Source organism: Gordonia sp. VNK21 (assembly GCF_046098115.1).
In the GTDB taxonomy this organism is placed as follows: domain Bacteria; phylum Actinomycetota; class Actinomycetes; order Mycobacteriales; family Mycobacteriaceae; genus Gordonia.
Window position 1 is genome coordinate 24,245 of sequence record NZ_JBJURU010000022.1, and the last position, 6,384, is coordinate 30,628.

General features: G+C 68.9%; 9 protein-coding genes. 6 read left to right on the forward strand and 3 right to left on the reverse strand.

What is annotated here, in order from left to right; all coding sequences use genetic code 11:
• Positions 1–57: 57 nt before the first annotated feature.
• The 5 genes from mftA (at position 58) to ACJMNC_RS17375 (ending at position 4,032) form a co-directional block, all read left to right on the forward strand.
• Entirely contained in the window at positions 58–168 is a 111-nt protein-coding gene (gene mftA, locus ACJMNC_RS17355) for a mycofactocin precursor MftA (protein ID WP_408949208.1), read from the forward strand.
• Positions 168–491, forward strand: a complete 324-nt coding sequence (gene mftB / locus ACJMNC_RS17360; protein WP_408949209.1) for a mycofactocin biosynthesis chaperone MftB — start codon at positions 168–170, stop codon at positions 489–491. Before mftA ends, mftB begins: the two co-directional genes overlap by 1 nt.
• A 5-nt stretch (positions 492–496) precedes the next feature.
• Positions 497–1,801: a mycofactocin radical SAM maturase gene (mftC, locus tag ACJMNC_RS17365; RefSeq protein WP_408949210.1), complete on the forward strand. Its 1,305-nt coding sequence runs from the start codon at positions 497–499 to the stop codon at positions 1,799–1,801.
• 79 nt (positions 1,802–1,880) lie between these two features.
• A complete protein-coding gene (gene mftD, locus ACJMNC_RS17370; RefSeq protein ID WP_408949211.1) occupies positions 1,881–3,098 on the forward strand; it encodes a pre-mycofactocin synthase MftD in 1,218 nt (405 codons plus the stop codon).
• A 118-nt stretch (positions 3,099–3,216) separates the two neighbouring features.
• A complete protein-coding gene (locus ACJMNC_RS17375; RefSeq protein WP_408949212.1) occupies positions 3,217–4,032 on the forward strand; it encodes a mycofactocin-coupled SDR family oxidoreductase in 816 nt (271 codons plus the stop codon).
• 89 nt (positions 4,033–4,121) lie between these two features.
• Here ACJMNC_RS17375 and ACJMNC_RS17380 read toward each other — a convergent pair whose 3' ends face one another.
• Positions 4,122–4,445 carry a nuclear transport factor 2 family protein gene (locus tag ACJMNC_RS17380; RefSeq protein WP_408949213.1) on the reverse strand — a complete coding sequence of 108 codons (324 nt, stop codon included), beginning with the start codon at positions 4,443–4,445 and terminating at the stop codon, positions 4,122–4,124.
• 27 nt (positions 4,446–4,472) lie between these two features.
• The gene (locus ACJMNC_RS17385) at positions 4,473–5,228 is read right to left on the reverse strand and encodes an SDR family oxidoreductase (protein WP_408949214.1); all 756 of its coding nucleotides are present in this window, start codon (positions 5,226–5,228) and stop codon (positions 4,473–4,475) included.
• 89 nt (positions 5,229–5,317) lie between these two features.
• Between ACJMNC_RS17385 and ACJMNC_RS17390 the strand changes: the two genes are divergently transcribed.
• Positions 5,318–6,016, forward strand: a complete 699-nt coding sequence (locus tag ACJMNC_RS17390) for a TetR/AcrR family transcriptional regulator (RefSeq protein WP_408949215.1) — start codon at positions 5,318–5,320, stop codon at positions 6,014–6,016.
• Between the two features lie 73 nt (positions 6,017–6,089).
• On the opposite strand, the gene ACJMNC_RS17395 is transcribed toward ACJMNC_RS17390, so the two are convergent.
• On the reverse strand, positions 6,090–6,384 hold a 295-nt coding region (locus tag ACJMNC_RS17395; protein WP_408949216.1), incomplete at its 5' end, for a CoA transferase.

Here is a 6,384-nt window from a genome sequence, read left to right on the forward strand (position 1 = left end):
GGTGTCATTATAGTGTGAACCGAACCACAGAAGGACGTTATAAGGAGGATGGTTCACATGGCAGATCAGGCAGCTCAGATCAGTCAGGACAAGCCCGTCGAGGCCGATCTCGTCACCGAGTCGCTGGTGGAAGAGGTCTCCATCGACGGGATGTGCGGCGTCTACTGATGACCAGCGCAGCAACGACCGCTTCCGGCGATCACGCGATCGCCGGAAGCGGCTCCTTCGACCTCACCCGCGCCTGGCGGCTCAACCCCAAGGTGGCCCTGCGCCCCGAGCCCTTCGGCGCCCTGCTCTACCACTTCGGCACCCGCAAGCTCTCGTTCCTCAAGAACCTGACCGTGGTGGATCTGGTCACCTCGCTGGCCGATCACCCCAGTGCCGAGGCGGCCCTCGTCGCCGCCGGCATCGCCGATTCCGACCGACCCCTGTACCTCCAGGCGCTCTCCGCGCTGGCCGACTCCGGGATGATCGTTCCCGGTCAGGAGTGATCCGCATGACCACGCTCGAACCGCGCACCTCGGTCGACGTCCTGCCCTCGACGGCGCCGTCGCTCGACCTCCCCCTCCTCACTTCCCCCGACCGTCCGGCGCCGCCCAAGGTGGGCCGCCTGGTGGACCAGTTCGAAAAGGGCCTCGACGCCCCGATCTGCCTCACCTGGGAGCTGACCTACGCCTGCAACCTGGCGTGCGTGCACTGCCTGTCCAGTTCGGGCAAGCGGGATCCGCGCGAGCTGAGCACCGAGCAGTGCAAGGCGATCATCGACGAGCTGCAGCGCATGCAGGTCTTCTACGTCAACATCGGCGGCGGCGAACCGACTGTGCGCCCGGACTTCTGGGAGCTCGTCGATTACGCCACCGACCACCAGGTGGGCGTCAAGTTCTCTACCAACGGCCTGCGGATCAACCCCGAGGTGGCCCAGCGGCTGGCCGCGTCCGACTACGTGGACGTGCAGATCTCGCTCGACGGCGCCACCGCCGAGGTCAACGACGCGGTGCGCGGCCCCGGCTCCTTCGACATGGCGGTCCGGGCGCTGGAGAACCTGAAGAACGCCGGGTTCAAGGACGCCAAGATCTCCGTGGTGGTGACCCGGCAGAACGTCACCCAGCTCGACGAGTTCAAGGCGCTCGCCGACACGTACGACGCCACCCTGCGCATCACCCGCCTGCGCCCGTCCGGTCGCGGCGCCGACGTCTGGGACGACCTGCATCCGCTGCCCGAGCAGCAGCGCGACCTGTACAACTGGCTCGTCGCGCACGGTGAGAACGTCCTCACCGGCGACTCGTTCTTCCACCTGGCCGCGTTCAGCGAGACCGGCGGCAGCGGCCTGCCGGGCCTGAACCTGTGCGGCGCCGGCCGCGTGGTGTGCCTGATCGACCCGGTCGGCGACGTCTACGCCTGCCCGTTCGCCATTCACGAGAACTTCCTGGCCGGCAACATCACCACCGACGGCGGCTTCCAGGAGATCTGGCAGCGCAGCGACCTGTTCACCCAGCTGCGCGAGCCGCAGAGCGCCGGCGCCTGCAGTAAATGCCAGCACTTCGACGCGTGCCGCGGCGGCTGCATGGCGGCCAAGTTCTTCACCGGACTCCCGCTCGACGGTCCAGACCCGGAGTGCGTGCAGGGCTTCGGCGAGGAGCTGCTGGCCGGGGAGCGCAGCAAGCCGTCGGCCAACAAGGATCACTCGCGCGGCGTCCCGCTGACGCTGATGACCCGGCCGCCTTCACGCGACTGCAACGAGAATCCGCTCGCCGGATTCAGCCCGGAGTTCGATCACGCCACCGGCTGCAGTTCCTGCTGATCGCCGCCGCCTAAGCGGACGTCCGCGTCCGATTCACACCCCCCGGCCCCGCAGCGGCCGGACCGAGAGGAATACCGTCATGTCCAAGTTCCAGGAGCTCGCGGAGAAGAATCCGTGGCGCCGTAACCCGTGGTTCGAGACCGTCGAGGAGGCGCAGCGCCGGGCCAAGAAGCGGCTGCCCAAGTCGGTCTACTCGTCGCTGATCGCCGGCACCCAGGCCGGTCTGACCACGCACGACAACGTCGCGGCCTTCAATGAGCTCGGCTTTGCCCCGCACGTGGTGGGTGTGCAGCCCGAGCGCGACCTGAGCACCCGGGTGATGGGGCAGGACCTGCCCTTCCCGGTGATGATCTCGCCGACCGGCGTGCAGGCCGTCGACATCGACGGCGAGGTGGCCGTCTCCCGGGCCGCCGCCGCCCGCGGCACCGCGATGGGCCTGTCGAGCTTCGCCTCCAAGCCGGTCGAGGAGGTGACCGCCGTCAACGACAAGGTCTTCTTCCAGGCCTACTGGCTCGGCAGCAAGGAGGACATCCTGGCGCGCGCCGAGCGGGCGCGCGAGGCCGGCGCCAAGGGTCTGATCGTCACCACCGACTGGGTGTTCAACATCGGCCGCGACTGGGGCAGCCCGGACATCCCGGAGAAGGTGGATCTCAACGCGCTGGCCAAGATGGCGCCGGAGATCGCGATCAAGCCGCGCTACGCGCTCAGCTGGATCCGTGACGGCAAGGTGCACATCCCCGATCTGGGCGCGCCCAACCTGGTGCCCAAGGGTGCACCGGCCCCGACCTTCTTCGGCGCGTACGGGCAGTGGATGAACACCCCGCCGCCGAGCTGGGACGATCTCAAGTGGCTGCGGGAGCACTGGGGCGGCGAGTTCATGGTCAAGGGCATCACCCGGATCGACGACGCCAAGCGTGCGGTCGACATCGGGGCCACCGCCATCTCGGTGTCCAACCACGGCGGCAACAACCTCGACGGCACACCGGCGACGATCCGCGTCCTCGGCCCGATCGCCGACGCGGTGGGCAACGACCTCGACGTGCTGCTCGACGGCGGCATCCGCCGCGGCAACGATGTGGTCAAGGCGCTCGCCCTGGGTGCCAAGGCTGTGATGATCGGCCGCGCCTACCTGTGGGGTCTGGCGGCCAACGGCCAGGCCGGTGTGGAGAACGTCCTCGATCTCATGCGGATGGGCATCGACTCGGCGCTGATGGGGCTCGGCAAGGCCGGCGTCGCCGACCTCTCGCGCGACGACCTGATCATCCCCGAGGGCTTCGAGGAGTCCTTCGGCGCCTGATCGCCTCCGCGCCCGTCAAACTGTCGAATCGACCCGCTCTCAGCGGGTCGATTCGACAGTCTGCGGCGGAAGTGCGGAGCGCCTCCGGCCGCTAACTAGAACGTGTTACAGTTTTGCGGTGACTGCGAATGAGAAGGGCCGCCTCGACGGCCAGGTCGTCTACATCACCGGCATCGCTCGGGGTCAGGGCCGCAATCATGCGATCCGGTTCGCCCGGGAGGGCGCCTCGATCATCGGCATGGACATCGCCGCGCCGGTCGCCGACCACACCACCTATCCGCCGGCCACGCTCGACGAATTCACCGAGACGATCGAACTCGTCGAGGCCGCCGGCGGGCAGATCCTGGCCCGCCAGGGCGACACCCGCGACCTCGCCTTCCAGCAGCAGCTGGTGGCCGACGGCGTCGAGCGCTTCGGCCGGCTCGACCATGTGGTGGCCAACGCCGGCATCCTCACCTGGGGACTCACCTGGGAGATGTCCGAGGACCAGTTCACCGACGTGGTGGATGTGAACCTGGTGGGCACCTGGAAGACGCTCAAGGCGGCGGTCCCGGCGATGCTCGCCGCGCGCAACGGCGGCTCGATCACCGTCATCTCGTCCACTGCCGGACTCAAGGCGATGCCCAACCAGGCCTCGTACTCGGCCTCCAAGTTCGCACTGCGCGGTCTGGCTCAGACGGCGGCGAAGGAGTTGGGACCCAAGCACATCCGCGTGAACACCGTCCACCCGTACGCGGTGAACACGCCGATGGGCATCGGCGACAGCGCCGCCATGAAGTCCTTCGAGGACTGGGGTCCGCACTTCCCGTCGATGATGGACTACTACCCGGTGGCCAGCCTCGACGATCTGACCGACGCCGTGCTCTACCTGACCACCGCCCAGGCGGTCACCGGCGCAGAGTTCCAGATCGACATGGGCTCGTCCAAGTTCTGATCGGCAGACGCCTTACCGCAACGCGCCGGCGGCTCCCGGACCGGGAACCGCCGGCGCTGCGCATCACCGGGCGGTGTCGGTGCGGCCCGTCAGCCCTCGCGAATGGTCAGGGCGGCGATCCGGTCACCGTCGAGCCGGAAGGTGAACCGGCTCAGGCCGTTGGCGTGCGTGCTGCGCCAGTCGGCGATCACGGTCACGTCGTCGCCGTCCACCGAGGTCTCGGTGACGGTCATGGTGCCGCGGGCACCGATGAACTCGTTGTCGCTCCAGGCCTTGATGGCCGCGCGTCCGGTGAAGATCCGGCCCCAGTCGTCGACGAGGCCGTCGTCGGTGAAGGAGTCGAGGAAGGCCGGTTCGTCGTGCCGGTTCACCGCGTCGATGAAGGCGGTGACCGGCTGCGGGATGGTGCTCATGGTCGGTACTCCTGATCGGTTCGAGGGTCAGCGGGTGGTGTAGCCGCCGTTGGCGAGGATCGTCTGGCCGGTGATCCACCGGCCGTCGGTCGCCAGGAAGGTGACGATCGGTGCGATGTCCTCGATCTGGGTGAGCCGGCCGCCCATCGCCTGGGACTTGTGGAACTCCACGCGTTCGGGCGTCTCCTGGCCGTAGAAGAACGGGGTGTCCATCGGTCCGGGCGCCACCGCGGTCACCGAGATCCCGCGCGGGGCGAACTCTTTGGCGGCGGCCCGGGTGAAGTGTTCGACGGGGCTCTTGCCGCCGGCGTAGGTGGAATAGCCGTCGGTGAACGCGGCCAGCAGCGAGGTCACGATGGTCACGATCGTGCCGTTGTCGGCCAGGTTGCGGCCCGCCTCCTTGATGAAGAAGTAGGCGGCCTTGCTGTTGATGTCGAACATCGAGTCGTACTCGTCCTCGGTGGTCTCCACGATGGGCTTGCGGAGCACCTTGCCGACGGTGTTGACGGCCACGTCGAGCGGGCCGAGCGCCGCGGCCGCGTCGGCGAAGAGCTTCTCGACGTTCTCCGGCTCGGTGAGATCGCCGCTGAGCAGCACCGCGGTCCCGCCGGCGGCGGTGACCGCGGCGGCGGTCTCCTCGGCGTCGGGCCGGCTCGCCGCCGAGTTGTAGTGGACGGCCACGTTGGCGCCGCCTGCGGCCGCCAGGCGGGAGATGAGGCCGCCGAGGTTCTTTCCGCCGCCGGCGATCAACACGTTCTTTCCGGCCAGGGTGCGCTGGGACATGGATTCCTCCTGTGAGTCGTCGGGGCGGGCCCCGCTTCCGAACGGCGATACATATCTATGTATCCCCGATATAGGAATACTATAGCGATGTGACAGAAGAAGCCAAGAGCGATACACGGACGCGGCTGCTCGACGCGGCGGCCGACCTCATCGCGGCCGCGCCCGGCGAGGACTTCTCGCTGCGGGAGGTCTGCGATCAGGCCGGGGTGAAGATGCCCACGCTGTATCACTTCTTCGGCAACAAGCAGGGGCTGGTCGACGCCGTCGTCGAGCGCGGCTTCGAGCTGTACGTCCAGGCCAAGCAGGCGCAGCCGTCCAGCGGCGATCCGATTCAGGATCTGCGCGACGGCTGGGACGCGCACGTCGCCTTCGGGCTGGCCAATCCCGGCTTCTACACACTCATGTACGGCAAGGTCCGGCCCGGTGATGCGCGTCCGGCGCAGGCGAAGCCGGCCGTCCTGCTGAGGGAGCTGGTGCAGCGCGCGGACGATCAGGGGCGGCTCGCGGTGCCGCCCGATCAGGCGGCCGCGCACATCCTGGCCACGAACATCGGGATCACGTTGCGCCAGATCATCTTCGGGCGTGCGGACCCGGAGCTGTCCGCGGCGGCGCGCGAGGCGGTGCTCGCCGCGGTGACCGGTGCGGCCGCCGTCGACGACGATGGCGCCCGCTCGGCCGTCCTCGGGGTGCTCGACTATGCGGCCGGCCGCCCCGAGGTGCTCGGTGCGGAGGAGACGGCCCTGCTGACCCACTGGTTGCGCCGGCTGGCCGACAGTGCCGGGCCCTGATGTGCTGACCCGCAGATGCAGCGTGCCCCGGCCCGCGTGAGCGGCGCCGGGGCACGGTGCGTACCGGGTCGGGTCAGTCCTGCCAGACGGTGGCCGGATCGGTGGCCTCGCGGGCCGGGCCGGTGGGCGTGGCCGGCGTCGCGCGGGCGAAGCGCGGCGCCACCTGCGCCTGGGTGACGCCGGCGATCTCCACCAGGGTGCCGCGCGCGGCCAGGTGCGGATCCTCCGTGGCCTCAACGAAGTTCAGGATCGGTGAGGTGCAGGCGTCGGTGCCCTCGAAGATCGCTGCCCACTCGTCGCGGTCCTTGGTCTGGAAGGTCTCGGCGAAGATCGCCTTGAGCTCATCCCAGCGCGAGCCGTCGAGCTGG

Coding starts and splice junctions, on each gene's coding strand:
- mftA (WP_408949208.1), top strand. CDS start 58: ATGGCAGATCAGGCAGCTCAGATCAGTCAGGACAAGCCCGTCGAGGCC.
- ACJMNC_RS17380 (WP_408949213.1), bottom strand. CDS start 4,445: ATGAGCACCATCCCGCAGCCGGTCACCGCCTTCATCGACGCGGTGAAC.
- mftD (WP_408949211.1), top strand. CDS start 1,881: ATGTCCAAGTTCCAGGAGCTCGCGGAGAAGAATCCGTGGCGCCGTAAC.
- ACJMNC_RS17385 (WP_408949214.1), bottom strand. CDS start 5,228: ATGTCCCAGCGCACCCTGGCCGGAAAGAACGTGTTGATCGCCGGCGGC.
- mftB (WP_408949209.1), top strand. CDS start 168: ATGACCAGCGCAGCAACGACCGCTTCCGGCGATCACGCGATCGCCGGA.
- mftC (WP_408949210.1), top strand. CDS start 497: ATGACCACGCTCGAACCGCGCACCTCGGTCGACGTCCTGCCCTCGACG.